The 24513-nt window shown below is 47.9% G+C and carries 20 protein-coding genes; 7 read left to right on the forward strand and 13 right to left on the reverse strand.

Features of this window, described 5'->3' with window-relative positions; translation table 11 throughout:
- Positions 1-52: 52 nt before the first annotated feature.
- The 4 genes from GK047_RS13445 to GK047_RS13460 form a co-directional block, all read right to left on the reverse strand.
- The gene (locus GK047_RS13445) at positions 53-568 is read right to left on the reverse strand and encodes a hypothetical protein (protein ID WP_163947170.1); all 516 of its coding nucleotides are present in this window, start codon (positions 566-568) and stop codon (positions 53-55) included.
- 24 nt (positions 569-592) lie between these two features.
- Positions 593-1765 (reverse strand): MGDG synthase family glycosyltransferase, encoded by a 1173-nt coding sequence (locus GK047_RS13450; RefSeq protein WP_205516791.1) that lies wholly within the window; start codon positions 1763-1765, stop codon positions 593-595.
- 64 nt (positions 1766-1829) lie between these two features.
- Positions 1830-2411 (reverse strand): thymidine kinase, encoded by a 582-nt coding sequence (locus tag GK047_RS13455; protein WP_163947176.1) that lies wholly within the window; start codon positions 2409-2411, stop codon positions 1830-1832.
- 49 nt (positions 2412-2460) lie between these two features.
- Positions 2461-3438 carry an HD domain-containing protein gene (locus GK047_RS13460; RefSeq protein WP_163947179.1) on the reverse strand — a complete coding sequence of 326 codons (978 nt, stop codon included), beginning with the start codon at positions 3436-3438 and terminating at the stop codon, positions 2461-2463.
- 68 nt (positions 3439-3506) lie between these two features.
- Here GK047_RS13460 and GK047_RS13465 point away from each other — a divergent pair, with 68 nt between their 5' ends.
- The 4 genes from GK047_RS13465 (at position 3507) to GK047_RS13480 (ending at position 10681) form a co-directional block, all read left to right on the forward strand.
- Positions 3507-3668, forward strand: coding sequence for a hypothetical protein (locus GK047_RS13465; protein ID WP_163947182.1), 162 nt, complete (start codon positions 3507-3509; stop codon positions 3666-3668).
- A 239-nt stretch (positions 3669-3907) separates the two neighbouring features.
- Positions 3908-8500 carry a glutamate synthase large subunit gene (gltB, locus tag GK047_RS13470; protein WP_163947185.1) on the forward strand — a complete coding sequence of 1531 codons (4593 nt, stop codon included), beginning with the start codon at positions 3908-3910 and terminating at the stop codon, positions 8498-8500.
- A 25-nt stretch (positions 8501-8525) separates the two neighbouring features.
- A complete protein-coding gene (locus GK047_RS13475; RefSeq protein ID WP_163947188.1) occupies positions 8526-10010 on the forward strand; it encodes a glutamate synthase subunit beta in 1485 nt (494 codons plus the stop codon).
- Positions 10011-10225: 215 nt separating this feature from the next.
- A complete protein-coding gene (locus GK047_RS13480) occupies positions 10226-10681 on the forward strand; it encodes a hypothetical protein (RefSeq protein WP_163947191.1) in 456 nt (151 codons plus the stop codon).
- Between the two features lie 58 nt (positions 10682-10739).
- Here the strand turns inward: GK047_RS13480 and GK047_RS13485 are convergent, their stop codons facing one another.
- Together GK047_RS13485 and GK047_RS13490 are read right to left on the reverse strand one after the other, a co-directional pair.
- Complete coding sequence (locus tag GK047_RS13485) at positions 10740-11423, reverse strand: response regulator (protein WP_163947194.1); 684 nt, start codon at positions 11421-11423, stop codon at positions 10740-10742.
- A gap of 81 nt (positions 11424-11504) precedes the next feature.
- Entirely contained in the window at positions 11505-12704 is a 1200-nt protein-coding gene (locus GK047_RS13490; RefSeq protein WP_163947198.1) for a sensor histidine kinase, read from the reverse strand.
- 226 nt (positions 12705-12930) lie between these two features.
- On the opposite strand from GK047_RS13490, the gene GK047_RS13495 reads away from it, so the two are divergent.
- Together GK047_RS13495 and GK047_RS13500 are read left to right on the forward strand one after the other, a co-directional pair.
- A complete protein-coding gene (locus tag GK047_RS13495; RefSeq protein WP_163947200.1) occupies positions 12931-13869 on the forward strand; it encodes an ABC transporter ATP-binding protein in 939 nt (312 codons plus the stop codon).
- The gene (locus tag GK047_RS13500) at positions 13853-14803 is read left to right on the forward strand and encodes an ABC transporter permease subunit (protein ID WP_163947204.1); all 951 of its coding nucleotides are present in this window, start codon (positions 13853-13855) and stop codon (positions 14801-14803) included. Before GK047_RS13495 ends, GK047_RS13500 begins: the two co-directional genes overlap by 17 nt.
- 35 nt (positions 14804-14838) lie before the next feature.
- Here the strand turns inward: GK047_RS13500 and GK047_RS13505 are convergent, their stop codons facing one another.
- From GK047_RS13505 to GK047_RS13530, 6 genes are all read right to left on the reverse strand, one after another.
- Positions 14839-15588: an HAD family hydrolase gene (locus GK047_RS13505; RefSeq protein WP_163947207.1), complete on the reverse strand. Its 750-nt coding sequence runs from the start codon at positions 15586-15588 to the stop codon at positions 14839-14841.
- Between the two features lie 95 nt (positions 15589-15683).
- Positions 15684-16139: a bactofilin family protein gene (locus GK047_RS13510; RefSeq protein WP_163947210.1), complete on the reverse strand. Its 456-nt coding sequence runs from the start codon at positions 16137-16139 to the stop codon at positions 15684-15686.
- A 2-nt stretch (positions 16140-16141) separates the two neighbouring features.
- The gene (locus tag GK047_RS13515) at positions 16142-17119 is read right to left on the reverse strand and encodes a M23 family metallopeptidase (protein WP_163947213.1); all 978 of its coding nucleotides are present in this window, start codon (positions 17117-17119) and stop codon (positions 16142-16144) included.
- Positions 17120-17207: 88 nt separating this feature from the next.
- Positions 17208-18596: a GerAB/ArcD/ProY family transporter gene (locus tag GK047_RS13520; protein WP_163947216.1), complete on the reverse strand. Its 1389-nt coding sequence runs from the start codon at positions 18594-18596 to the stop codon at positions 17208-17210.
- Positions 18597-18865: 269 nt separating this feature from the next.
- Positions 18866-20056 (reverse strand): Ger(x)C family spore germination protein, encoded by a 1191-nt coding sequence (locus GK047_RS13525; protein WP_163947219.1) that lies wholly within the window; start codon positions 20054-20056, stop codon positions 18866-18868.
- Positions 20056-21687: a spore germination protein gene (locus GK047_RS13530; RefSeq protein ID WP_163947846.1), complete on the reverse strand. Its 1632-nt coding sequence runs from the start codon at positions 21685-21687 to the stop codon at positions 20056-20058. The genes GK047_RS13525 and GK047_RS13530 overlap by 1 nt, the downstream gene beginning before the upstream one ends.
- Before the next feature lie 253 nt (positions 21688-21940).
- Here GK047_RS13530 and cls point away from each other — a divergent pair, with 253 nt between their 5' ends.
- A complete protein-coding gene (gene cls, locus GK047_RS13535; protein ID WP_163947223.1) occupies positions 21941-23371 on the forward strand; it encodes a cardiolipin synthase in 1431 nt (476 codons plus the stop codon).
- Between the two features lie 8 nt (positions 23372-23379).
- Here the strand turns inward: cls and ligD are convergent, their stop codons facing one another.
- Entirely contained in the window at positions 23380-24276 is an 897-nt protein-coding gene (gene ligD / locus GK047_RS13540) for a non-homologous end-joining DNA ligase (protein ID WP_163947226.1), read from the reverse strand.
- Positions 24277-24513: the final 237 nt, after the last annotated feature.

The raw sequence follows: 24513 nt of genomic DNA on the forward strand, positions 1-24513 counted from the left end.
CCTCTTGTGGTCCAAGGGAAACGGTTAATTGGTTGATGGATTATTACAGGCTTTACTTCGGCAGCTCCCCACTGCCATTGCCTCCGTTTCCTCCATTTCCTCCATTTCCTCCATTCCCGGAACCACTATTACCGTTAAAGAACGTATCCGTCAGCGCCCGAATTTTCTCCATAAATTTTCCATAGCCGTAGCCTGTTAGGAACGCGACACTGATGCGCGCGGCCATAGAATCCCCTACCTGCAGCAGCAGAATGCCGCTTTCGAATAATACAATGGTCACAATCGCCGATCCAAAGCATAGGATGGGGCGCATCAAATACCAGTAGACCCACTGTGACGTAAGGTCATGGTAATGCTCATGAAACATACGCAGTCCGTATAGTGCTCCGCCAAGTGCTCCCGCGAAACCAAAAGTTGCGTAATCGTGATAGAGATTCAGATCAACACCAAGTAACTTCCCATGTAAAGTATCACTGCCCAGCATGGCCATCATCCACAGGCTGCCGATGAACCATATAAGTAAATAGGCGAAAATGGACTGTTTACCGAATCGTTGAAGTGGCTCCATAAACAAACACCGCCTTACATATGGTTAATACCATTGTATGATCGGTGTTTTTGTTGATGACTGTATATAAGGACGCTTGTCCGATAGCTTTAAATATTGGATGATCGCCGATGAGCAATCTTGAGCGCAAAACTTCTGATTGCTGCGAATATCAGATCTACGCTTCAGAAGCTCCGGATATTGTTCGAGCAGAAGTTTGAACCAATGATCGATCATTTCCATGGACGTTATCATCTGACCATAACCTTGCTCTTGAAAGTACTCGCAATTCTTTTCTTCTTGTCCCGGAATCGCACTATAGAACAACATGGGGATGCCTTTGGCCATCGCCTCGGTGCAGGTCATCCCACCGGGTTTGGTAATCAGCAGGTCCGACACATCCATTAGCTTGTTGATTTCACGGGTGAAACCTATGAGATGAACGTTGGGATGCCTGAACACTTCTTCCTCTAACAGCTGGTGACGAGCCTTCTCGTTAGTGCCTAGGCAGATTAGCAGTTGGACTTTCTCGCTCCAGGTCGCGATATAAGTGAGAAGCTCTTCTTTCTTAAAGACGCCCCAGCCTCCGCCCATTACCATGACTGTAGGCATCGGCTTTAACCCGAATTCATTGCGAATTTGCTCCTTGTTATGCTGCCGTCTGAAGTTCGGATGAACAGGAATACCTGTTACTTCCACATGGGTTTCTGGAACACCATGCTTAAGTAACCGCTCACGGACAGCAGGCGTTGAAACCAAATACTTATCAACAGCGGGATCAATCCACGTACCGTGCACATCGTAATCCGTAATGACCGTAAAGAGCGGCACCGAAAGTCCGGCGCGTTTCAAACGGGATACAATAATGCTCGGAAATGGATGGGTGCAAACGATGATATCCGGTTTAAGCTGCTTAATAACGGCTTTGGTCTGCGCATAGAAAATGCGGTGTAAAACAAGACCTGCCATGCGGTTGAGCGATTTCTTGTACTGATTTCGGTAAAGCATACCATAAAGTTTGGGTTGTGAAGTAACCGTGCGGCGGTATGCCGAAAAGACCCAAGGAGCTAAGGTAGGATGCAAAAAAGCGCCAAGCTCAATCACGCGCGTGATAATCTCAGATGAATGTTGTCTGAGATCAACAGATAACGCGTGTGCCGCTTGCGTATGACCTTTCCCAAAGCCCTCGGATAAGAGCAGAATCCGTTTTTTTCGCAAGGAACTCACCTTTCTTTTTACAACCATATATAGAGAATGGACGCTAATGCCAGTCCTCTTCCCTTCATTTTACAGTGGATGCTGACTTTTGTCTCGAAGCATAGCATTTACGACACACGGGTACGTAGCTTTCATTACCGCCGATTTGAATTTGTTCGCCGTGGAATATAGGTTCTCCGTCCTTGCAGCGCATGTTCATAATCGCTTTCTTATCGCAATACCAACAGACCGTTTTAATTTCTTCGATCGTATCCGCGAAAGCGATAAGCGCTGTGCTGCCTTCAAACAGCTGTCCCATGAAATCGGCTCTAAGTCCGTAAGCGATGACGGGAATGTTCAGATGATCTACGATTTCGATCAGTTGTCCAACTTGGCTTTTATTCAAAAACTGTGCTTCATCGACTAAAATGCAGTTTGGTTGCTCCGCACGCGTCAATTCGATCATATCAAGCTTATCGTCTACGACGATGGCGCTCTTTTGCATACCAATGCGGGAAACGACCTTCCCAACACCGAAACGGTCATCCACGACTGGCGTCAAGAGAAGAACTTTCTTCCCTTGTTCTTCGTAATTGTGTGCGACACGCAGTACTTCAATCGACTTGCCGCTGTTCATCGTGCCATAACGGAAATATAATTTTGCCAAACCGGGCCAGTCCTCTCTGCGGGTGTATGATAAATGAAAAGGAAAGATTTTAAATGGTAAAAAAGTAGGTAGCTGCCATTGTATCCAACTCGGAAAGCTTGACTGCGGCACTAAAGCTCGTTTCAGAAGCAAGTTTATCGCCGATAAGCGGCTGCTTTTTGTAAAGCTTACCGATATGTACTTGGATGCTTCCCGGGATAGGCTCCTTCGTAATAAGAATGCGATGCGGCTCGTACATTAATACGTTCATAATGTCTCTTGCTGTCGCGCTGCTGCTTTGCAGAAGCGCTTGAATCAACTCATGGTCGAGAAGCGCCGGGATGCGTTCTAACATGCCTGTATGCGCCTTACAATGATGAGAAACCGCTTTGGCTAGGAGCGCATCCATCGCCAGAAATTGCGGCTGCAGAAAGATACGATGATCTTCGACGACAGTGTGGATGAGCGCAAGAGCCGTATCTTCATCTGTTTCCAGAAAATGACCGCGAAAACGAAGCCTTCTCACCAGTTCTGATGGCAGTAGCTCATGCTGGCCTGCGTGATAGGTGTCTCTAAGAAAGCTATCTAAGTGATCTAATCCCATAAGGGGCGTTTTGTTCGTTAATGGACTATCTTGATCTAGAATAGACACGATCGCGGCTGGAGAAATCCCATGTTTATTCAGAATATCCGGAATAGTTCCTGTTAGAATTAATTGCTCTGTACGCTTATGATGGTCGTAACCTAGTGTTCGCTCTACCGCATGGGAGAAGGGTAAATGTCCGATGTCGTGTAGAAGCGCCGAGACTCTAAGCAGCGGTTCATCTGGGAAAAAATAAGCCGCGAGTGACCACACACCGACCGTGTGCTCGTAACGAGAATGAGTCATAGGTGAAAAAAGCGCCGAAGCGCCGAAGTGATGAAGAAACTTCAAACGGCGTACCGGCTGCGACCGGAAAAGCTCAACTTCAACCGGAAGAGCTGTTTGATGCCATTGGTATAACGGCTCCCATATCGTTCCGGCGGAAAAAGTATGCTGTATACTCAAAACAGAGTTCCTCCTAGGGTGTGGAATCTGGGTGCATGTTTCATTGCAACGGTATATGCTATCATAGCATGAAACATAGAATGTTCGCTATCATGAGCGTATGGGAAGGAACGCCGAACATGCGGGGAATCGTTGTCGCATTGTTCTTAATTATCGCTCATTACTCAGATCTCATTCCCCGGAAAGTGAATGACACTTGGAAATTATATGATAAAAACAACTACAGTTAGTGATTCAAAGGGGATTGAAACCACATGGAATGATAACCTTTCCAATATATATATTTTTTTAAATTGAACAATACGAATGCAAGTGTTAATATAATATAAAAAATATTGAGACTATTTCAACAACTCGCACGCGTCTACGTAAAGGTGAAATAGTCATTGATGCGCACCTAGATTTTAATACTTTAAAGCGTACATTCGACAAAGTATGGCCAAAAATCAGGAAAGAAAGGTTGCACAACATGACTAAAAACGGGTTACCTCCCAAGCAAGGATTGTACGATCCTCAGTTTGAACGTGATGCCTGCGGGATTGGCTTCGTGGCTCATATTAAAGGTGTCAAATCACATGAAATCGTCAAGCAAGCGCTTCGCGTACTTTGCAATTTAGATCATCGCGGGGGTCAAGGCTGTGAACAGAATACGGGAGACGGAGCAGGCATTTTGATGCAAGTTCCAGACACGTATTTCCAAGCGGCATGTTCGCAAGAGAACATCAAGCTCCCAGCAGCAGGCAATTATGGTGTGGGCATGGTCTATTTGCCTCAAGATTTGGAGGCTCGCCAAGCATGCGAGAGTATGATTGAGCGCATTGTAAGCCAAGAAGGGCAGCAGTTTCTAGGTTGGAGAACCGTTCCAACGGACAACAGCTCTTTGGGAGATTCCGCGAAGTCGGCTGAACCTTTTGTACGCCAAGTATTCATTGGACAAAGTGCGAATGTGACCAGCAATCTAGACTTTGAGCGTAGACTTTACGTGATCCGCAAGCTTTCTGAAAACGCTATCAAAAAATCATATGCAGATATTCCATTTTACTATTCTAGCTTGTCTAGTAGAACCATTGTTTATAAGGGGATGCTGACGCCTGAGCAAGTCGACGCTTATTATGTCGAATTACAGGATGAAAAAGTGGAATCCGCGCTTGCGCTCGTTCACTCCCGTTTCAGCACAAATACGTTCCCAAGCTGGGAGCGCGCGCATCCGTACCGCTACTTGATTCACAATGGCGAGATCAATACCCTTCGCGGAAATGTGAACTGGATGCATGCTCGTCAGGCCATGTGCGATTCTGATTTATTTGGCGAAGATTTCAAACGCATTCTTCCTATTATAGATACAGATGGTTCTGATTCACAAATGTTCGATAACACGCTTGAATTCCTCATGCTCTCCGGGCGCTCACTCCCCCATGCCGCAATGATGATGATTCCTGAACCATGGTCCAAACATGAAACGATGGACGACGAGAAAAAGGCGTTCTACGAATACCATAGTACATTAATGGAGCCTTGGGACGGACCTGCTGCAATTGCATTCACAGACGGAAGTTTGATTGGTGCCGTGCTTGATCGCAATGGTTTACGCCCATCGCGCTATTACGTGACAACTGATGATTTGATCGTCCTGGCATCGGAAGTAGGAGTTCTGGATATTGCACCGGAGCGCATCCTGCATAAGGAACGACTCCGTCCAGGTCGTATGCTGCTAGTTGATACGGTAGAAGGTCGGATTGTTGCCGATGAGGAAATTAAAAGCCGTATCGTGCGCGAGCAGTCTTACCGTGAGTGGCTTGACGAGCATCTGGTGTCCTTAGAGGATTTGGAGGACGCACCGTTTGTACTTGGTTCTGATCATGAAACTGTGCTTCAGCGTCAGCAAGCATTTGGCTATACGTTTGAGCAATTGCGCAAGACGCTAGAGCCCATGGCCAAAACAGGTGTGGATCCAATTGGTTCTATGGGTACAGATGCGCCGCTGGCTGTATTATCTGATCGTCCGCAATTGCTCTACAACTACTTTAAGCAGTTGTTTGCTCAAGTCACCAACCCGCCCATTGATGCTAACTTCGAAGAGATCATAACAGCACAAGGCACGACGATAGGGCCCGAACGCAACCTCATTAATCCCGAACCAGAGAGTTGTCGTCAAATTCGTCTGAAATCGCCTTTCTTGTCCAATGCGGAGTTGGCCAAATTGCGTCATCTCAATCGGGATGGTTTCAAAACCTTCACATTGCCAACTTTGTTCGAAGCCGCTCTCGGTACGGCAGGTCTGGAAAGCGCGATGCAGGCACTTTATACGGCTGCAGATCAAGCCATTAATGATGGAGCTGCGCTGTTGATTCTTTCGGATCGGGGCGTGAATAGCCAGCAGGCGCCGATTCCAGCGCTGCTTGCGACTTCAGGGCTGCACCATCATCTCATTCGCGCAGGTACAAGGACGAAGGTGAGCTTGCTCGTTGAGTCAGGCGAGCCGCGTGAAGTGCATCACTTCGCACTGCTGCTTGGTTATGGAGCTGGCGCAATTAATCCTTACCTGGCTTTGGAGACACTGGACGATATGATCCGTCGTAAGCAGCTGGTTGGCATCGATCATGAGAAAGCAACCTACAACTACATCAAGGCAGTCACTAAGGGCGTTGTGAAAGTTTTGGCGAAAATGGGGATCTCCACGATTCAAAGCTACCGTGGCGCACAAATTTTCGAAGCGATCGGGCTAAGTCAAGCTCTTGTTGATCAATATTTCACCTGGACATTTACTCCTGTAGGCGGCATTGGCATCGATGTAGTTGCCAAGGAAGCTTTGATTCGTCACAATCGTGCATTTTCGGAACAAGAGGGACGGGATCGCGTCCTTGATACAGGTGGTGACTTGCAGTGGCGCAAGGATGGGGAAGAGCATCTCTATACACCGGAAACCGTTCATGCTTTGCAGGCTGCTGTCCGTACGAACAATTATGGGATGTATCAAAGCTTCGTGAAATTACTTAAGCGCGAAGACGAGAAATATATGGCGCTTCGCGGTTTACTCAGCTTCAAGGCAGGCGGTCAGTCGATACCGCTTGATGAGGTGGAGCCGCTCGAATCGATCTTTAAGCGCTTCAAGACTGGGGCCATGTCCTATGGCTCAATTAGTAAGGAAGCGCATGAAACGATTGCGATCGCGATGAATCGCATTGGCGGTAAGAGCAATACCGGCGAAGGTGGCGAACATCCTGAGCGTTTCACGCCGGATGCGAACGGAGATCTTCGCCGCAGCGCCATTAAGCAGGTGGCGTCCGGCCGCTTCGGCGTCACAAGCAATTATCTCGTTAATGCGGACGAGATTCAGATCAAGATGGCACAGGGCGCCAAGCCCGGCGAGGGGGGGCAGCTGCCGGGAACCAAGGTGTACCCTTGGGTCGCTGAGGTTCGCGGGGTTACCCCAGGCGTAGGCTTGATTTCACCTCCGCCGCATCACGATATTTATTCGATCGAGGATCTAGCGGAACTGATTCACGATCTCAAGAACGCCAACCCGCGTGCACGGATCAGCGTGAAGCTGGTCTCCGAAGTTGGGGTTGGCACCATCGCAGCCGGCGTAGCCAAAGGGAAGGCTGATGTCGTCCTCATCTCTGGCTATGACGGGGGGACAGGCGCGTCGCCGCAGACGAGTATTCGCCACGCGGGACTGCCGTGGGAGCTTGGTCTTGCTGAGACGCACCAAACATTAGTGCTGAACAACCTGCGCAGCCGGATTGTCGTTGAAACCGACGGCAAGCTGATGACAGGGCGTGACGTTGTCGTTGCAGCGCTGCTAGGCGCTGAAGAGTTCGGCTTCGCGACGACGCCGCTGATAACGATCGGTTGCGTCATGATGCGCGTCTGCCATTTGGACACCTGTCCAGTTGGCGTAGCTACGCAGAATCCGGAGCTTCGCAAGAAATTTGCCGGAGACCCGCAGCATGTTGTGAACTTCATGACGTTCATCGCGCAAGATGTGCGAGAGTTGATGGCAGAGCTTGGTTTTCGGACCATCGAGGAGATGGTAGGACGCACGGATGTACTGGAAGCCAAGCAGGCTGTTGAGCATTGGAAGGCCAAGGGTGTTGATTTGACGCCACTTCTGCATCAACCGGATATGGGCGAAGACGTCGGTCGTTTCTGCCAAATGGCGCAGGATCATGGTTTAGATCGCTCGCTCGATATGACGCAGTTGCTCGTAATCTGTGAGCCTGCAATTGAGCGTAAGGAGTATGTACATGCGATCCTACCGATTACGAACATCAATCGTGTTGTCGGAACGATTGTGGGTAGTGAGGTGACTCGTCGTTATGGAGCGGAAGGCTTGCCGCATGATACGATTCGATTGCATTTTAACGGTTCAGCAGGTCAAAGCTTTGGGGCCTTCGTGCCGAAGGGGATCACACTCTCGCTGGAGGGCGATGCGAATGACTACGTAGGTAAAGGGCTGTCGGGGGGCAAACTGGTGATCTTCCCTTCTAGTCAATCGTCGTTCGTTCCCGAAGAGAATGTGATTATCGGGAATACAGCCTTTTATGGAGCAACTGATGGTGATGCCTACATCCGTGGTATCGCAGGGGAGCGTTTCTGCGTACGAAACAGCGGCGTTCGCGCGGTAGTTGAAGGGGTTGGCGATCACGGCTGTGAGTACATGACTGGTGGGCGCGTTGTCGTGCTAGGATCTACAGGACGCAACTTTGCAGCAGGCATGTCAGGGGGTATTGCCTACGTACTGGATGAGCATGATGAGTTTTCCAGCAAAGTGAATAAAGAGATGGTCTATCTTGAACCGTTGGAAGAAATTTATGAAATGAACGAGCTGAAAACGATGATTCAGCATCATGCTACATTTACGGATAGCGGTGTTGCCCATCGCGTAATCAACCACTGGGATGAGTACGTTTGGAAGTTCGTGAAGGTGATACCGAAGGACTACAAGCGGATGTTCGATGCGATCGAGAAAGTGAAACGTTCCGGACTTAGCCAGCAAGAAGCCGTTATGGTCGCTTTCGAGGCGAATATGAAAGACGTTTCTCGTGTCGGCGGAAACTAACAATCTCAGGAGGGGATAAAACGCAATGGGTAAACCAACTGGTTTTATGGAATATCATCGTGAAGTCGCGTCCGAAGCTGCTCCACTGGCGCGAATTGGCCATTGGAAAGAATTTGCAGCACCACTAACAGACGACAAGCTGCAGACACAAGGCGCTAGATGTATGGACTGCGGCATTCCGTTTTGTCACACGGGCAAGCTGATCAGCGGAATGGCGGCTGGCTGTCCGGTGAACAATCTTATTCCGGAATGGAATGATCTGGTGTATCGAGGGCAATGGCGGGAAGCATTGGATCGTTTGCACAAGACGAACAACTTCCCTGAATTTACAGGCCGTGTTTGCCCCGCCCCTTGTGAAGGCTCTTGTACGGTCGGATTGAAGGACACACCGGTTACCATTAAGAGTATCGAAAAAGCGATTATCGATAAAGGTTTCTCTGAGGGCTGGATTATTCCTGAACCTCCGGAAGTGCGTACAGGCAAGAAGGTTGCCGTCGTTGGCTCAGGACCATCTGGACTGGCGGCAGCTGCTCAGCTGAACAAGGCTGGACACTGGGTGACCGTCTACGAACGTGCGGATCGCATTGGTGGCTTGTTGATGTACGGGATTCCGAATATGAAGCTGGATAAGAAATACGTGCAGCGCCGAGTGGATCTGCTTGAAGCGGAAGGCGTGACATTCGTAACTGGCGCTTACATCGGCGTGAATTATCCGATTGAGAAGCTGCAAGAGGAGTTCGATGCCATCGTGCTGTGCGGCGGCGCAACGAAAGGAAGAGATCTTCCGATTGAAGGTCGCGATCTGAAAGGCGTTCACTTAGCCATGGAATTCCTGAGCAAGAATACGAAAAGCTTGCTAGATTCGGAGCACCAAGACGGTGCGTTCATTTCTGCCGAAGGCAAAGACGTGATTGTGATTGGCGGCGGTGACACGGGAACGGACTGCGTGGGGACTTCCGTGCGTCACAAATGCAAGAGTGTAACGCAGTTCGAGATTATGCCGAAATCACCGGAAACGCGGCCTGCTAACAATCCATGGCCAGAATGGCCGAAAGTGCACAAGGTCGATTATGGGCAGCATGAAGCGGCGGCGCTACAGGGTGCTGACCCGCGTCAATATTTAATCAACACGAAGAAATTCGTGGGTGACGAGAACGGCAACTTGAAAGAGCTGCATACGGTGTTGATCGAATGGCAAAAGAATGAGAAGGGCCAATTCGTCCCTGTGGAAGTGCCTGACAGCGAGAAGGTGTACCCAGCACAGCTGGTTCTGATCGCTATGGGCTTCACAGGACCGGAGAATACGGTGTTGGATCAGCTTGGTGTCGCTAAAGATGAGCGCTCCAACGCAAAAGCGGAGTACGGTGCATTCACGACGAGCGTGAACGGTATCTTCGCGGCTGGTGACATGCGTCGTGGCCAGAGTTTGGTTGTTTGGGCGATTAATGAAGGCCGTGCAGCTGCGCGTGAGGTCGATCGCTTCTTAATGGGATCGTCGAACCTGCCATAATAACCAGGAGGAACTGTTACAGGTTCCTTCCTTTTTTGTTTTCAGGTATACATATAGGCCTTGGCAGAGGGAGGCAGATATAGGACTAGCTTTTCTAGAAATGAAATGAGAATCAAAAGGTGAACATTTCGCAAGGTTCATGTACAATAGAACTACCATACGGCAGGAAGATCCGAATAGGAGCTGTCGTTAAGAACGGATGTAGGGGGAAGCACATGAAGAATGAGGATCTCATAACGCCAGCACAATTACATGCGCTTCTAGCTGAGAATGGAGAGGACTTTCAGGAGTTTGGCATGGACGAGCCGATGGGTGCTCAGCACCTGATTTCTCTGCAGAAAGCAGTTGTGATGCTAACAAGGCAAGTAGAAACTCTTCAATCGGAGCTCCATGAGCATTTTCAGATCCAACATAGGCAGCAAGAGCAGTTGCTCCGGCAGTTCAAACATCAGATCGAACAACAGCTCCAACAGCAGTTGACTAAAGGATTGGATCAGGAGACGCAGACTGGAACTGTAGAGGAATGCGAGGAACGCAACCCTGCAATAGAGCCGCAGGAATTAAGGGCGGATGCTACTCTTGAGGAGGAGCCGATCACATATTCGAGAGTAAAAAGCTACAGTAAGATTCGGAAAAGAAGAAAGACATTTCTGGAGAAGCTGTTTGAATAGCAGAAAAGCCGTATTCCTTAGCTACATAAGAGAATACGGCTTTTTCTTATTTTTAATGTTACAGAAGGCCCTCTTCGTGCGCTTTCTTAGAGGCTTGAATTCGGTCGCGGACGTCCATCTTGGAATAAATATTGGAAATATAGTTTTTCACAGTGCCTTCCGACAAGTACAGTTTTTCAGCGATTTCCTTGTTGCTGAGTCCATCGGCAATGGATTGTAGGACCTGAACTTCACGTTCGCTTAATCCGTAAGCATCGGAACGTACGGTATCCTCGGTTTTGCCGCTAGCCTCACGCGTCGATGACGCCTGAGCGCCTTTTGCCTCCTGAACGAGCATCTTGGCGATGTCCTGCGGGATGAGCGTTCCGCCCTGATGCACCCACTTGATTCCCGAGGCAAGGTCTTTCGGGTGAATCGCTTTGAGCAGGTAGCCTTCTGCACCCGCGCCGAGCGCGTCCACAACATAGCTGATTTCCTGAAAAGTAGTCAGGATAATGACGCGAATATGCGGCCAGGTGGCCTTGATTTGGCGAGTGGCTTCGACCCCATCCATCACGGGCATATGGATGTCCATTAGGACGACATCGGGCTGATGCTCTTCGCACTGCTTGATTGCGGCATGACCGTTCTCCGCTAGTCCAATTACATTGATTTCGGGATCCATATCGAGCACGATGTGCAAGCTTTCTCTAATTAAATCCTGATCGTCGACCAGGAGTAGCTTTAGCTGGTTTGAGTTCATACGCGAATCCTCCTTAAGCGTTGTGTTAGGAAAATGGCTTCCTCTTATTGTATCATCTCTCCGATTTAACGGAAATGTAAGCTAGAACGAAGGGAGTCGCTTAGCAGGAATTATGCAGGAAACTACAGTTCCTTGACTCGAGGAGGAGCTTACTTGCAAGCTTCCTTGTAAGGCGGTGATACGCTCCTGCATCGCATTGATACCGAAACCAGCTTTCAATTGCTCGGTACCGATGCCGTCGTCTTCAATTTGGAGCCCGACTTCGTCTTTGCCGTAGGTTAATAGGATTTCAACGGAGGCAGCCCGACCATGTCGCTTCGCATTTGTTAACGATTCCTGTAAACAGCGAATTAAAGAGAGTTTCGTTTGTTTCGGAATTTCAAACTCTTCTCCGCCTGTTTTGAAGGAGATTTTGGTGCCCGTGTGCAGCGCGAACTCGTTCGCGAGTCGGGTCAACTGCTGCGATAACAGCAAGTCGTCCCCTTTGGGAACCATTTGGTGAATGCTGCGACGTACTTCTTCAAGCCCGTTTCGAGTGACGCCACGAAGCACATCGAGTTTTTCTTTCGCCTTTTCAGGAGAAGCTTCGATCAAATAGGATACCGCATCCATGCCCATGATAACGGAAGTGAAGGTGTGCCCGACGGTGTCATGCAATTCGCGCGCCATGCGATTGCGTTCTTCAAGCAGCGTAAGCTGCTCAATTTGATTGGCGTACTGTTCGAGGGCATTATTTTGCTCATGGATGAGCTGGTATTGGAATTGGTTTTCAGCTAGAAGGTTTTCTGTCTTAATATTGGAGGTTACGACACGCTGCAAGCTAAGACCAATTCCGAAAACCAACGCAGCATTCAAGATGCCACCTGATAATTCAAGCGGCCCTAATGCTGGCAGGATGAAACGATAGGAGAGAGGCAATGCTACGATGAAGACGGGAGCGATCCACCATGCATTTTTTCGATCAGTGAGGAATCCAATGACTATTAATGGGCAATTAATAAAAGAGTAGGCTTCCTGTTCCATCCAAGATAGATAGAGTTGAAGAGGCGCCCCTGTTAACAAAACGGCAATTGGAAACACATGGGGATTCACATAATGCGGCCTCCAGAACAACAAGGGGATCCCATAAGAGAGGAGAATGGACAGAATCGTCAGGAAAATAGAAATACTTCTAAAATCGTTCGTATGAAAAAGCACGTAAAGTAAGGTGAGCGCCGTTGAACCCGTCAAGACGATAAAGAGAGACCATTCTACACTATGCCATTTTCTTCTTTGAATCATACATATGGCTCCTTTAGCTTTCATTCTTCTAAGTTCATTGTACATAAAAACCAACAAATACCAAAGTGAGTGCAGTCATAATCACGAAGTGACCTCTAATGTGACCCCCGCCATGACTCTTGATGTGACTACATCATGACTTGTGCCACTAGGAATGCAGGCTCAGGTAGGTTAACATAGGGTTATACGGCAATTTTTGTTACACCAAGCTTAAGGAGAGTGCTCTATGAACCAAAGAGATTCGCAAACACCGATAGTCCAAATTCAAAACATATCGAAACGAATCGGTACCAAGACCATTATTGATAATCTAAGCTTTGAGGTTCCGCGGGGTGAGGTATTTGGCTTTCTGGGACCGAATGGGGCTGGCAAGACAACGACCATTCGTATGATGGTAGGATTGATGTCTATCACCAAAGGCGATATTCAAATCGGCGGCCATTCCATTCGTACGCATTTTGAGCAAGCCATCCGGCATGTCGGGGCGATTGTAGAAAATCCTGAGATGTACAAATTTATGAGCGGGTATCATAACTTGGTTCATTACGCTAGAATGATTCCTGGTATTCACGAAGCGCGAATTCAAGAAGTAATTACGCTCGTTGGCATGGAAAATCGGATTCATGATAAGGTCAAAACCTATTCCCTTGGCATGCGTCAGCGGCTTGGGATTGCGCAGGCGCTCCTGCATAAGCCATCAGTCCTTATCTTAGATGAGCCTACAAACGGTCTTGACCCGGCTGGTATTCGCGAGCTTCGTGACCATTTGCGCAAGCTCACTCGCGAAGATGGGATATCTGTTATCGTATCCTCTCACTTGCTCTCCGAGATGGAGCTTATGTGCGACCGTGTCGCCATTATCCAGAACGGCAAGCTGGTCGATGTCCGACTTATTAAGGAATTCACGGATGCTGACAGCAAACAGCGGGTGGCGTTTGAAGTGGAGCCGATGGATCAAGCTAAGGCGTTGATAGAACAATCGGCAGCGAAGTTAGAAGCGGAAGTTCAAGGGAATGAACTGGTTGTAAACCTGGACAGGAAGATGATATCGGAATGGAACAAACGATTCGTAGACGCTGGGATTCACGTATATGGAATTCGAACCACGACGAAATCGTTGGAAGATCAATTTTTGGAAATGACAGGAAGTGATCAAATTGCTTAATCTTATACAAAATGAAAATATGAAAATTTATCGTCGGTTACGCACATGGATTCTTGGCGCGCTGTTAATCGTCATTGTCGTCGCAGTCTCTATGCTTTCGCACTCTGGAGAGTCAACTGCTGGTCCAGACGAGTGGAAAAAGGGAGCTGCAATTACCATTGAGCAGAGTAAGAAAGAACTAACGAACCCAGAAGTTCCCGAGCCTTTTAAAAAGTCTCTAAAAGAAGGGATCATCTTACAGCAATACGCGTTAGATCATAATATTCCCCCTGTCCAAACAACCCTTTGGGGAGGTGTTCAGGGTATGGCTGGTCTGGTTATGCTTGTGACACTCTTCACAGTTATCATCGCAGGAGACATGGTTGCGGGTGAGTTTACGTGGGGGACGATCAAGCTGTTGCTCATTCGACCGGCGAATCGAGCGAAGATTTTATTCTCCAAATACGCAGCCACACTACTTTTTGCAGCTGCCTTATTAGTCAGCTTGTTTGTAACCGCAGTAATTGTAAACGGGATTCTGTATGGTTTCCAGAACATTGGGGCTCCCCATTTGACCGTAAATCCGGATGGAACGGTTCATGAAGGGAACATGCTGCTGTATGTGTTCGCCACGTATGGTTATAAGTTGATCGAGCTTGTTATGATTGTGACACTTGCTTTTATGATTTCAACCGTGTTCCGCAGCTCATCGCTGGCAATTGGTCTGAGTATTTTCATTATGTTTGCGGGTCAGGTTATTACCATGCTGGTGCTTCGCTATAGCTGGGGCAAATATTTCTTGTTTGCCAATACAGACCTAACCCAATATCTTGAAGGTAAACCGTTAGCCCAAGGGATGACAATGGGCTTCTCTATCACCGTGTTGATCTTTTACTTCCTCTTGTTTAACGTACTTTCTTGGGAAATATTCCGTCGACGCGATGTCGCGGCGTAGCGCAAAGATCTACACACCAAAAAGACTGCTTCTCCTTAATTGGAGAAGGCAGTCTTTTTGGTATAGTCCTGTATGGTTGTGGGCACTTCTTTCAGCGATGCAAGCTGATAGAATGCACCTTTGGGGGCGATATCAATTTTGCCGGTGTTGTATTCCCAATCTTGCGGGACGGGGATATGAATGGAGTGGATGCCCGCATGTAGCGCCGGGAGTACATCGGTCTTGACGGAGTTCCCGATCATCCACGTATGACGTCGATCAAAACGCTGTTCATGCAGCAGCGTTTCCATAAATTCTTTGGTTTTATGTACGGTTACGAAGATTCGATCATTGAAGTACGTTTGTAAGCCGGAATCGCGCACCTTTTTCATTTGAATGGAGGCGTCCCCTCCTGTATAAAGAAATAGCTTGTGTCCCGAGTTTTGGAGCAATTCGAGTGTTTCATTCATCTGTGGATACGGCTCAACGGTATATTCATATACGGTATGACCCAATTGCATCAGCCAAGATTTTTCGGTGGCGCTAGTTGGACGGTTGTAGTGCGTGGAGAACCACTGATAGGTCTCTACGAATGACTTGGGAAAGCGGTCAGGCATAAAACCGTGAATTTGTACACCTGCAAGATCGATTTCAAGCTGTTTCTGTTTAATGTCTTGTGGCGTCAAAGCATGCCCAGAAAACCAGGTTAGCATCAGATCAACGAACTGATCGATGACGAAGTCAAAGTATTTGTTGCAGTGAATGAGTGTATCATCAAGATCGAATAGGATGGTTTGTTCTCTCATAGGTATGTCTCCTGCATCTACCCGTAATAAGGTTTTAGAGCCATTATACCATGATAGAATAGTGGAGCCTAATCATTCTAGGTACCAAGTCTCTCTTAGATAGCAACCGTATTGCCGTCGAACCCCCCTTTACCTGCTGAGGCGGGTTTATATTCGTTTTCTGAATCATCGCCTTGATCTTGTGGTGCATGGGCAGGTAATTTCGTTTCCATCTGGCTGTTACCTTGAAAGAGACCGCCTTCTTCAATGATGAACGAAGCTGCGTTAATATTGCCCTGCAAGGACCCAGTAGATGTAATCGTTAGATGGCCCTTCGTGACAAGATTCCCCTGCACGTTACCTGCGAGCACGATATTTCCAGCAGAAATGTTAGACTCCACACTGCCATGTTCGCCGATGATGACGTCTCCCAGGCATTCAATATCACCTGTAATTCGGCCTTCGACCCGAATGCTAGCTTCCGATCTAATGCGTCCTTCAAATGAAGTTCTTTCACCAACAAGCGTATCTGTCATAGTGGGGTTTATAGAAAGTCTTTTACTTTTAAACATGGTTAATCATCCTTTCGCGTCGCATTTAAATAAGGTTTGGGATTTGTGCTTTCCCCATTTTTGAGAACTTCGTAATGCAGATGTGCACCCGTACTTCGGCCTGTAGAGCCTACAAGACCAATCGTGTTTCCCTTTTCTACAAGATCCCCTGTTTGGACTAAAATCTTATTTAAATGCATGTACCAAGTGCGCAAGCCCTTGGAGTGCTCGATGACGATATTATTGCCATGAAAACGATCTGTTCCTGTGCGAACGACTTTGCCGTCTGCTGTTGCAAAGACGGGATCATTTTCTTTGGCCCCAAAGTCGATGCCGGAATGAAAGCTTGGACGGTAGGTGAAAGGGTCTTTACGATAGCCAAAAGTCGATGTGACCACTTTCGTGGTCGTCGGCCACAGCGTCGGTGTGACACGCAATTGCTGTTGTTTCATGGCAGCCTTTTGTTTCGTGGCCCTAAAACTTGTTTGCAGTTCTTTTATTTCAGTATTCAATTCTGAGAAGGAGGCAAGGGTCTGGCCACCCAACTTCATAATTTCCTCTTGGGAAGCAGGGATGGGGCCTCCGCCAATGCCAGGGGAGCCTAAAGCAGGATCTGATTCAATAGATCCTATGGTTGGTATATCTTTGCCAGAGGAAGAGTCGGAATTAAGCAGTGATATTGACTTCAGATCTTTCTCGATTTTTTTAATTTCTTCCACATCAGCCTTCATCTGCTCTGCTTGCTGGGAAAGTTGAATGATCTCGTTTTGCAAGTGTTCAATCGTTAGATTTTTGTTCGTTAGCGTCGCCTTCCATTGTTGATGAACCCCGTTGAGTTTAGATTGCAGCGCACAAGCGATGATTAAAATGAGCAGCAGCATAGAGAAACATGCAGCAGCTATATAAGCAAGCAGATGGGAAATGCGAAATCTGACGACAGGTTGTGCAGCATCTGGAATGATGACCAACGTCAGCTTTTTAGTTGTCCATTTGAGCTTCATAACGGCCTTGTAATTCTCCTGTCGATTGATTTGGGTACCTTCTATGTACGTGATTGGTAGAGGGGCTTCTTAAACAGCGGTGCGTGTTTTATTTACCCGCTTGCGCCTGTTTCAATAAGCTCACCTCCATATAGGTTGTCATAATGGTAAGAAATAAACAGCAGCCGAAGATCAACCCGCAGGCGGTTCCCACGAGTGGCTTGTACTTGCTGAAGGCTAGCCCAATGAAGACACAGACGACGGAGAGGAGCATGAGGCAATTCCCTATCCATAGCCACCGGCGGTAGGAGAATCTCACACTGATTTTAGCCATTCGCTGGGTGGGAGAGGCAGTGGGATGAGCCACATTGTTCCCCTTGTCTCCTTCCTCCGAGTGCTGCTCTGCAGAGGGATGTTTTCGCTGATATAGGTTTGAGGCGACGATCAAAACCATCATGACGAGGGGCTGATAAGCAAGGACGATAACAGGTGAGCTGTAATTAGCGAACGCGAGTAATTCCGTCGTGCTTTTGAATGAGAGCACCGTCGTTAATCCAACGAGTAGAGCAATCGGCTTGTTAATAATCGGATAGTTGCGTTCCTTGATGATCGAGCTAATGCCTAAGAGCAATGCCATATAAATGGCGATCATTTTACAAGCGATGGTTGGAAGCCAGATCGTCAGCATAATGATATCGAGTCGGTCGAGGAAATCCGTGACGTGAATCATTTGCACCAAATTATAAGTTGGATATAAAAAATTGCCTGGCATTTTCGGTCCCAATACAACAAGAGTCAAGAAGATGACTAGCGTCAGCAGAAAAATGCCGAGCAGAGAGCCGTGTCGAATGGCGGAACGAATATGATTGGCATTATACACCATGTGCAGAAAGGCCCCCAGGATGAACACATCGCCTGCACTCCCAATTGTGAGCATATTGCTGTAGGCCAAATGTTTGAGTGGCATGGTAAGTATCGGCGTTACGAGTTGAAGATAGAACTCATTGGACAACAGCAGCGGCATCATTAAGATCGTAATGACGAAGAGCGGATAGAACAGATCATTAACGCGGGCAATCACTTCCACGCTACTTTTGCCAAAATAAATGAGAAACAAGCAGGGCAATAGAATGAGAATTTCTAAAGGCGTGTTATGGAGCAGCAGCGTAGAATTGAATTTGGACATGGACGACATATCGCGAATGGCAACCTGCCAGAAGTGGAACAAAATGAGCAAGTTCACAATTGTGCCACCCCAGCGCCCTAGCAAAAGCGTCGATATTTCAAAAATATGACGCTGAGGATACATTTTCGCCAAATATCCGAAAAAGGCAGCAATGAGGAAGGCATAGAAGATGGATAAAAGGTAGCTGAACCAGGCATCCATCTGGCTAACACGAATCAGCACATTCTGCAAAGTGAGGATGCCTCCGCTTGTGATGACAGAAGAGGCAAGCCACGAAAGCTGTCTCTGATTGATCACTTGCTTTTCATCCATGTTAGACACCACCGTTTCTTAATGCGGATAGGATATTAAGGGTTAAGTGCCGAGCATCCTGCTAACCCAAGGGGACACTGTATGGATAAAGAAGCGTGTTGGCATCGGGATGTACCAATGAAAATATTTGCAAATAAATAGAAAAGAGGTGAGGCAGGTAAGGCATGCATAAGTTGCTTTAACGCTTGTCTTCTGATGTCGGAGCCGTTTTCTATCCATGACTAGACTGACGATCAGAAGGAAGAGAAAGCTGAGCATGAATATGCCATTCAACGGGAGATACCCTCCTTAATGACGTTCTGATTAATAAGACCAGTTTCTGTAATAGCGGCATCGACTTTGATGTGGAACTCGGCTTCTTTGAACAGTTCTGTCCATTTTTCTCCTAATTTGGTATTCCATACATTAGGGTATTTTCGCCAAACAATTAATCCAAACTGAGCGGAGTCAGTCCCTTGCTTTTGCATCTGTTTAATCGTAGCTTGGACCGATTTTTTTACTTGCTCAGCGAACTTGCGCTCGACCTTATGAATCCTGTCTGATTGATTTAGATCTTGCTCAGATAAATCTTCTCGCACGCTTCCTTTAGCATCTAGCTGGATATCAAAGCTCACTTTGTTTCCTTTCAAAATAGGTTTGATGGCCGCATGACCTCCAGTGACGAGAATGGAAAGATTTTTGCCAGATTCGCCAGGTACAAGCGGAAAGGTAAGCGAATGCTCTCTGACTTGGTTTCTCAGCCACATGAGTCCATCCGCTTCCGCATGCTTGTAGATGCCGATCATCCGGTCGCCCTTAAACTGACCATACCCTGTAAATTGAATTTCTTGGGAAGGCTGCTTGGCTACTTGGCTTTCTACGGTGTCGAGGAATGCCATAACCGGGTCGCTGCCAAAGCTAAGCGCAATCCCAATATCCTTCGTAGAGGTTGCCATAGATTGGCGTGACTTGGTTAATTCTCGAATCACTTCTGCGGGAAATCGCTCGAACTTAGGCTCTGCGTTGAGGAGGTCATAGCCCTTGCCACTGGTTACTACAAGAAAGCACGTCATCCGACTTTCGGGTGTGCGTGGGACAATGTCAAACATGCTGCCGATGCCATTTTTGGCGAATTTCTCTCCAATGACAATCGTTCGGCGGTGAGAGAGAAACAGTCTGCGTGATAAGCGCATCTGCAGCTTACTGGTCGCTTCCCTCGCCGTGTCTCCGACTTCAGAATCAATATAATAGCTTTTGTTGCTTCCAGATGTGCCGCCACCGCCGCCGCTTGCCCCGCCCATGGAACCTGGCAGAGGGAGCATGAAGGCGATACGAACCTGGCCGTTATCTTCCAAATCTATAGATGAGGTAAGGACGAAGGCGATATCGTTAGTCTCGGTTCGATCCCAACAGCCTGTTAGGAGTGTCACGCAGAAGGCAAGCGTGAGCCCGAACGCAAGCATGCGGTTCCGCTTTGCCATTATGGCTTGCCCTCCTCACTTGATTTATGCTCATGATGAATCCGACTGCCATCTACCCCTCCATCCTGTTGGATTTGTTCTGCTAGCTTGCTGCCCATGCGCTGCGTATCTTGAATCGGCATGAAAGCGGGACGATTCGCCATTTTCCACAGTGGCGTTCGAACGAGTGCATCCTTCATATCTCCGGCGGAAAGAGGTCCAAACGGCGATAAATAGGGAACCCCAAAAGAACGCAGGTTGGCCATATGCCCGAGCAAGATCATCAAGCAGAAGAAGATGCCGTAAAATCCAAAAATCGAACCCGCAATCAAGATCGGAAAGCGCAGCATCCGAATCGCAATAGCTCCGTTATAACGCGGGATCGTGAAGGAGGCGATCCCTGTAATGGACACGACAATAACCATCGGTGCAGAAACGATGCCCGCTTGAACGGCAGCTTGCCCGACAACCAACGCGCCCAGAATGGAAACGGCTGAACCGACAGCTTTGGGCAGTCGAATGCCGGCTTCCCTCAGGGCCTCGAACGTAATCTCCATAATGAAGGCTTCAACAACAGCAGGAAACGGAATGGCCTCTCGGGAAGCGGCGACGCTTAGCATAAGTGTAGTTGGCAGTAGTTCATGATGGAATGTCGTAATAGCGACGTACAGGGCTGGTGTTGTAAGCGACAGGAATAAGAATGTATAGCGCAGCAAGCGCAGCAGCGATGCAATCTGGAAACGTTCGTAGTAATCCTCGCTTGCCTGCATGATTTGTATGAATACAAACGGGACAACGAGCGCAAAGGGGGTGCCATCGACGAGAATGGCTACTCGGCCTTGGAGCAGCGCACTGGCAATGACGTCCGGCCGTTCTGTGTATTGGATCTGCGGGAAAGGCGAATACGCATCGTCTTGAATGAGCTCCTCGATCATGCCGGATTCGAGAATAGCATCGATCTCGATTTGCTCCAGGCGCTTGACAACTTCCTCGACCAGCGAAGGCATTGCCAGATCGTCAAGATAGCAGATGACGAGATTCGTGTTGCTCTCTTTGCCTACAGTCATCGACTTCATTTTGAGTCGAGGCGTCTTCAGTTTACGGCGAACCATCGATGTGTTCGTGCGTAAACTTTCCACGAACCCTTCCCTCGGCCCGCGCACGACAGTTTCTGTCTCAGGTTCTCCGACGGAACGCTTTTCCGTCCCGCGGATGCCAAGCAGGACAGCTTTGGGGTTGCCCTCAACAAGCAGAGCGGTGTCACCACCCAAGACGGAAACGAGAAGGTCTCCGTAATTGTCGGAGACCTGAGTCTGGGAAACGGGAAGAATTGTGCTGACGATGCGCTCTATAGCTATTTCTCCGCCTCCGAGAAGCATTAAAGATTTCATGGTATCGTTCAATAATTCGGTATTGGTCAGACCATCCACGAAGAGGAGTAGAGCTGGGATATGCGGCTCGATTTCAAATTCTCGAACGATGACGTCCGAGCAATCCTGAAACATGGCATTAATGAAATCATGATTCTCACTAAGGAGGAGGGAGAGCTTCGTTTCCTTCAGCTCTTCGATGAATTGATAGTCAAGTGAATCTGCCAGCTCCGAGTATTCTCCAGCTTTATCAGACTTGCCAAACGAGCTTCTGCGCAGCATACGTTTCATTAAATCTTTGGCACCACTACTCATGCTGGATGCACCTCCGTTCGAACCTTTTAGCGAAATCATACGAATTCGCTTTTATTTTGCTCGAAGTGCAGGATTTTATTACGAAAGTTGGGAAAATTTTGTCGGATCATACCTGTGAGAAGTGTAAGGCGTATAGATGCGGGACTGTTGGCAAAAGATAACGGAACATTAAACACTTGGGAAAACGGTAGTGGAGTCTACGGAGCAGGAGGATGAAGCTGTGTTGTGGATCGTGATTGTGCTGCTGCTATTCATATTCCAGACCGCCACTATTCTGATCGGCGAATACCGCCGGCCTTCCAAAACGGTAGCGTGGCTGCTCGTCATGTTTATTTTTCCAGTTATTGGATTTATTATGTACTATTTTTTGGCAAAGGAATATTCGCAGCGCAAATTATTGCGCCGCAAGGGGCCGCACAGGCTAGCAGTAACGAAAAATCAACTGATGCTGCAATTAAGATTATTGGAGGGTTCGGCCGATTCCAGCTTTTGCAAGTTGTATGAGGAACCGCGGCTGTGCGGGCTGCTGCATAACATCCCAGGCTCGCCTATTACTCCTAATAATCAAGTTGAAGTGTTGGCGGATGTGGATTCCGCCTATGCGTCCATACTTGCAGCTATTGATCAGGCTCAGCGACACATTCACTTTGAGTTCTATACGATTCGGCATGATCAGACTGGGAAGAGATTTCAAGAGGCGCTTATTCGTAAAGCGAAAGAGGGAGTTCAAGTCAGAATTATTTATGACGGGATAGGGAGCTATCATCTTTCTAGCCGCTACATCCATAAGTTCAAACAGGCAGGGATCGAGATTCATCCCTTTCTTCCGCCCCTCATTGCTTTCTTTGATAAACGGATGAATTATCGTAATCATCGTAAAATTGTCGTCGTTGACGGCTTGGTCGGCTTCACTGGCGGCATTAATATCGGGGATGAGTATTTGGGGGGGGATCCCAAGCTTGGCTTCTGGCGAGACACGCATTTAAAGCTTCTTGGCGATGCGGTTTATTATCTGCAGCAAACTTTTCTAACCGACTGGCTATTCGTCAGTGGGAATCGATTGGCCGATGATACCTTATTCCCTGAGCATGCCGAGGCGGCTGCCTCCATGGTTCAGGTTATTTCAAGCGGCCCCGATGCGCATTGGGATGCGATTCAGGAGATGTTTTTTGCTGGCATCATTGCGGCTAAGACGAGGGTCTTTTTAACGACACCTTATTTTATCCCGGATCCGAGCATCGCCATGGCCCTCAAAACAGCTGTGATCAGCGGCGTTGATGTGCGAATTATTCTCCCTTACAAAGCAGACTCTCGCATTGTACAGTATGCATCAAGATCTTATCTGAGTGAGCTCATGCAGGCGGGAGTTCGTTTCTACTTGTATAAGAAAGGTTTCATTCACGCCAAAGTGATGCTGATTGATCATCTCATGGGGACTGTCGGTACGGCGAACATGGATATGCGCAGCTTCTTTAGCAATTTTGAGCTGAATGCCGTCATGTTTAATGAAGATGTCATTAAGCGCTTAGAGGCGGATTTTTTCCAGGATCTGAAGGAATGCGAGGAATTGAAGCTTGCTGAATTTGAGAAGAGGTCTCGTGTGGAAAAAGGGAAGGAAGTCATAGCGCGCATGCTATCTCCGCTCTTCTAACTCCTTCCCTAACGACTTAAGGTTGATAACCGCTCAAGAACGGCGTCCAAATTTTGCAGCGGGACCGTTTCGATGAGGTCTCCCATTCGTTTTAGTCTATCCACTACCGTATGTAAATTAAATTCACGAGGACTTGGGTGCAGCTCGACTTCCTTCCACAACAAGGGCGTTGAAACCGATGCATCTTTTTTGGCCCGCGGCGTGTAGGGGGCGGATAGTGTTTTCCCATACCAGTGCTGCAAATAGTCCACGTAAATCTTATCTCCGCGGTTTTTCTTAAATCGCTCGATTGTGAAGAGATTGGGGTGTTTTTTGACCACATAAGCCCCGATGAAATGTCCTATGCGTCGCAGCTGCTCGAATGTGTAGCCATGCTGAATGGGTATGTAGATTTGCACGCCAGTAGCACCCGATGTTTTGGCAATCGATTGTATATGTAACGCGTCCAGCACCTCACCAATCTTGTGGGCAGCTTCCATAATCCGCGGCTCTTCCTCTAAGGTTGGATCAATATCAATGACCCATTCAGCGGGCAAAGTTTCCCCAATCCGATGAAAGGAAGGATGAAATTCCAGGCAGGCGAGGTTGCCTAGCCAGATAAGGGTAGATAAAGAGTCAAGATTCACGTAATTAATTCCATCAAGCGGAGCCAGCTTCACGAAGTGCGGTAGGGGCTCGGGAGCGTTTTTCTGATAAAACGACTTGTCATTATAGCCGTGGGGATAACGAATCGTCGTTAAATGACGGTTACGACAATAGCGCAGCAGGTAGGGGGAGAGCTCCGTCAGTTTGGCAAGGTAATCGGCTTTACTGATGCCCGCTTCTGGCCATAAGGGCTTACCCGGATTCGTAATGGTAAGCTCATGTCCCTCCACGAGCAGCGTTGCTTTGGTCAATACCGCCATAGTATACATACTCCTTCATTGTAGTTATCCCCGATTATTCCCTCGTATGCTGGATCTCAAACCCTAATCTTTTCAAAAAAAAGATTGACAAACAACCTGCTAAAGAGACATAATAATAAAAGTTAATAACTAATAGTTAGTTGCAATCGAAGTTTTAGTATATACGTTTTGGTAACTTAATTTGTTTTTTTGTAAAGGTTTGGGTATCGATGGTTTACGATCACCTAACGATCGTTG

The organism is Paenibacillus sp. SYP-B3998, assembly GCF_010820665.1.
Taxonomy (GTDB): Bacteria; Bacillota; Bacilli; order Paenibacillales; family NBRC-103111; genus Paenibacillus_E.

Bases quoted from the DNA above. Each gene is read 5' to 3' on its own strand.
- GK047_RS13480 (WP_163947191.1), top strand. From the start codon at position 10,226: ATGAAGAATGAGGATCTCATAACGCCAGCACAATTACATGCGCTTCTA.
- GK047_RS13510 (WP_163947210.1), bottom strand. From the start codon at position 16,139: ATGTTTAAAAGTAAAAGACTTTCTATAAACCCCACTATGACAGATACG.
- ligD (WP_163947226.1), bottom strand. From the start codon at position 24,276: ATGGCGGTATTGACCAAAGCAACGCTGCTCGTGGAGGGACATGAGCTT.
- GK047_RS13465 (WP_163947182.1), top strand. From the start codon at position 3,507: ATGAAACATAGAATGTTCGCTATCATGAGCGTATGGGAAGGAACGCCG.
- GK047_RS13475 (WP_163947188.1), top strand. From the start codon at position 8,526: ATGGGTAAACCAACTGGTTTTATGGAATATCATCGTGAAGTCGCGTCC.
- GK047_RS13485 (WP_163947194.1), bottom strand. From the start codon at position 11,423: ATGAACTCAAACCAGCTAAAGCTACTCCTGGTCGACGATCAGGATTTA.
- gltB (WP_163947185.1), top strand. From the start codon at position 3,908: ATGACTAAAAACGGGTTACCTCCCAAGCAAGGATTGTACGATCCTCAG.
- GK047_RS13505 (WP_163947207.1), bottom strand. From the start codon at position 15,588: ATGAGAGAACAAACCATCCTATTCGATCTTGATGATACACTCATTCAC.
- GK047_RS13515 (WP_163947213.1), bottom strand. From the start codon at position 17,119: ATGAAGCTCAAATGGACAACTAAAAAGCTGACGTTGGTCATCATTCCA.
- GK047_RS13520 (WP_163947216.1), bottom strand. From the start codon at position 18,596: ATGGATGAAAAGCAAGTGATCAATCAGAGACAGCTTTCGTGGCTTGCC.
- GK047_RS13490 (WP_163947198.1), bottom strand. From the start codon at position 12,704: ATGATTCAAAGAAGAAAATGGCATAGTGTAGAATGGTCTCTCTTTATC.
- GK047_RS13530 (WP_163947846.1), bottom strand. From the start codon at position 21,687: ATGCTGCGCAGAAGCTCGTTTGGCAAGTCTGATAAAGCTGGAGAATAC.
- GK047_RS13445 (WP_163947170.1), bottom strand. From the start codon at position 568: ATGGAGCCACTTCAACGATTCGGTAAACAGTCCATTTTCGCCTATTTA.
- GK047_RS13495 (WP_163947200.1), top strand. From the start codon at position 12,931: ATGAACCAAAGAGATTCGCAAACACCGATAGTCCAAATTCAAAACATA.
- GK047_RS13525 (WP_163947219.1), bottom strand. From the start codon at position 20,056: ATGGCAAAGCGGAACCGCATGCTTGCGTTCGGGCTCACGCTTGCCTTC.